Annotated in this window: 4 protein-coding genes; all 4 read left to right on the plus strand. The window is 53.9% G+C overall.

Going from position 1 to position 1,737, the window contains the following annotated elements; genetic code table 11:
• Window positions 1–80: 80 nt before the first annotated feature.
• The 4 genes from rplN to rpsN are packed head-to-tail and all read left to right on the plus strand — an operon-like array spanning window position 81 to window position 1,654.
• Entirely contained in the window at window positions 81–449 is a 369-nt protein-coding gene (gene rplN / locus ACRESJ_RS34205; protein ID WP_002555479.1) for a 50S ribosomal protein L14, read from the plus strand.
• An 11-nt stretch (window positions 450–460) separates the two neighbouring features.
• Window positions 461–775, plus strand: coding sequence for a 50S ribosomal protein L24 (rplX, locus tag ACRESJ_RS34210; protein ID WP_003186046.1), 315 nt, complete (start codon window positions 461–463; stop codon window positions 773–775).
• A 20-nt stretch (window positions 776–795) separates the two neighbouring features.
• The gene (gene rplE, locus ACRESJ_RS34215) at window positions 796–1,335 is read left to right on the plus strand and encodes a 50S ribosomal protein L5 (protein WP_003210069.1); all 540 of its coding nucleotides are present in this window, start codon (window positions 796–798) and stop codon (window positions 1,333–1,335) included.
• A 13-nt stretch (window positions 1,336–1,348) separates the two neighbouring features.
• Complete coding sequence (gene rpsN / locus ACRESJ_RS34220; protein ID WP_003228726.1) at window positions 1,349–1,654, plus strand: 30S ribosomal protein S14; 306 nt, start codon at window positions 1,349–1,351, stop codon at window positions 1,652–1,654.
• The last annotated feature ends 83 nt before the right edge of the window (window positions 1,655–1,737 follow it).

Consider the following 1,737-nt stretch of genomic DNA (forward strand, 5'->3'; position numbering starts at 1 on the left):
GCCAAGACCAAGTCTTGGGCGCTGGTTGATGTTCTCGAACGCGCTGTGGAAGTCTAAGGACTAGGGGTCGGAGAAATTATATGATTCAGACTCAATCCATGCTCGATGTGGCCGATAACAGCGGCGCACGCCGCGTTATGTGCATCAAGGTGCTGGGTGGCTCCCATCGTCGTTACGCTGGTATCGGTGACATCATCAAAGTTACCGTCAAGGAAGCAATTCCTCGCGGTAAGGTGAAAAAAGGCCAAGTGATGACTGCTGTTGTAGTCCGCACTCGTCACGGCGTACGCCGTGCAGATGGCTCCATTATCCGCTTTGATGGCAACGCTGCTGTTCTTCTGAACAACAAGCAAGAGCCGATCGGCACCCGTATCTTTGGGCCAGTGACCCGTGAACTTCGTACTGAGAAGTTCATGAAGATCGTCTCGCTCGCCCCAGAAGTGCTGTAAGGAGATCCGACATGCAAAAGATTCGTCGTGACGACGAGATCATCGTGATCGCCGGCAAAGACAAAGGTAAGCGCGGTAAGGTGCTGAAGGTTCTTGCTGACAACCGTCTGGTTGTTGGTGGTCTGAACCTGGTCAAGCGCCATACCAAGCCTAACCCGATGTCGGGCGTACAGGGCGGTATCGTCGAGAAAGAAGCGCCACTGCACGCTTCCAACGTCGCCATCTTCAACGGCGAAACCAACAAGGCTGACCGCGTTGGTTTCAAAGTAGAAGACGGTAAGAAAATTCGTGTCTTCAAGTCGACCCAAAAAGCGGTTGATGCTTGAACACTGCTAGGTAGAAGACCATGGCACGACTAAAAGAGATTTACCGGAAGGAAATCGCACCGAAGCTTAAGGAAGAACTTAAGCTGTCGAACGTGATGGAAGTTCCGCGCGTTACCAAAATCACCTTGAACATGGGTCTGGGCGAAGCGATCGGTGACAAAAAAGTCATCGAGCACGCTGTTGCTGACCTGGAAAAGATCACCGGCCAGAAAGTCGTTGTGACCTACGCTCGCAAATCCATCGCTGGCTTTAAAGTCCGTGAAGGTTGGCCGATCGGCGTCAAAGTGACCCTGCGCCGTGAGCGTATGTACGAGTTCCTGGATCGTCTGCTGTCGATCTCCCTGCCTCGGGTTCGTGACTTCCGCGGCCTGAATGCCAAGTCCTTCGATGGTCGTGGCAACTACAGCATGGGCGTGAAAGAGCAGATCATTTTCCCGGAAATCGACTACGACAAGATCGATGCTCTCCGCGGTCTGGACATTACCCTGACCACCACTGCCAAGAACGATGACGAAGGCCGCGCTCTGCTGCGTGCTTTCAAATTCCCGTTCCGCAACTGATTGGAGTAGGAAAATGGCCAAGAAGAGCATGAAAAACCGTGAGCTGAAGCGTCAGCTCACTGTTGCCAAGTACGCCACCAAGCGTGCAGCGCTGAAAGCTATCATCGTCGATCTGAACGCAAGTCCAGAAGCGCGTTGGGAAGCTACCGTAGCTCTGCAGAAGCAACCACGTGACGCGAGCGCTTCGCGCATGCGTAACCGTTGCCGCTTGACTGGTCGTCCGCACGGCGTTTACCGCAAGTTCGGCCTGGGCCGTAACAAACTGCGTGAAGCGGCAATGCGTGGTGACGTACCAGGTCTGGTTAAAGCCAGCTGGTAAGTACTGTCAAAGTCTCGGTGCAAGGGTTCGCAAGAACCTGACCACCGGTGGCCTTGAATCTGGATCAAGCCCCTATTGGGGCT

It is taken from the genome of Pseudomonas sp., from assembly GCF_050739655.1.
In the GTDB taxonomy this organism is placed as follows: Bacteria; Pseudomonadota; Gammaproteobacteria; order Pseudomonadales; family Pseudomonadaceae; genus Aquipseudomonas.

Excerpts from the sequence above, each read along its gene's own strand:
- rplN (WP_002555479.1), top strand. The coding sequence starts at position 81 with ATGATTCAGACTCAATCCATGCTCGATGTGGCCGATAACAGCGGCGCA.
- rplX (WP_003186046.1), top strand. The coding sequence starts at position 461 with ATGCAAAAGATTCGTCGTGACGACGAGATCATCGTGATCGCCGGCAAA.
- rplE (WP_003210069.1), top strand. The coding sequence starts at position 796 with ATGGCACGACTAAAAGAGATTTACCGGAAGGAAATCGCACCGAAGCTT.
- rpsN (WP_003228726.1), top strand. The coding sequence starts at position 1,349 with ATGGCCAAGAAGAGCATGAAAAACCGTGAGCTGAAGCGTCAGCTCACT.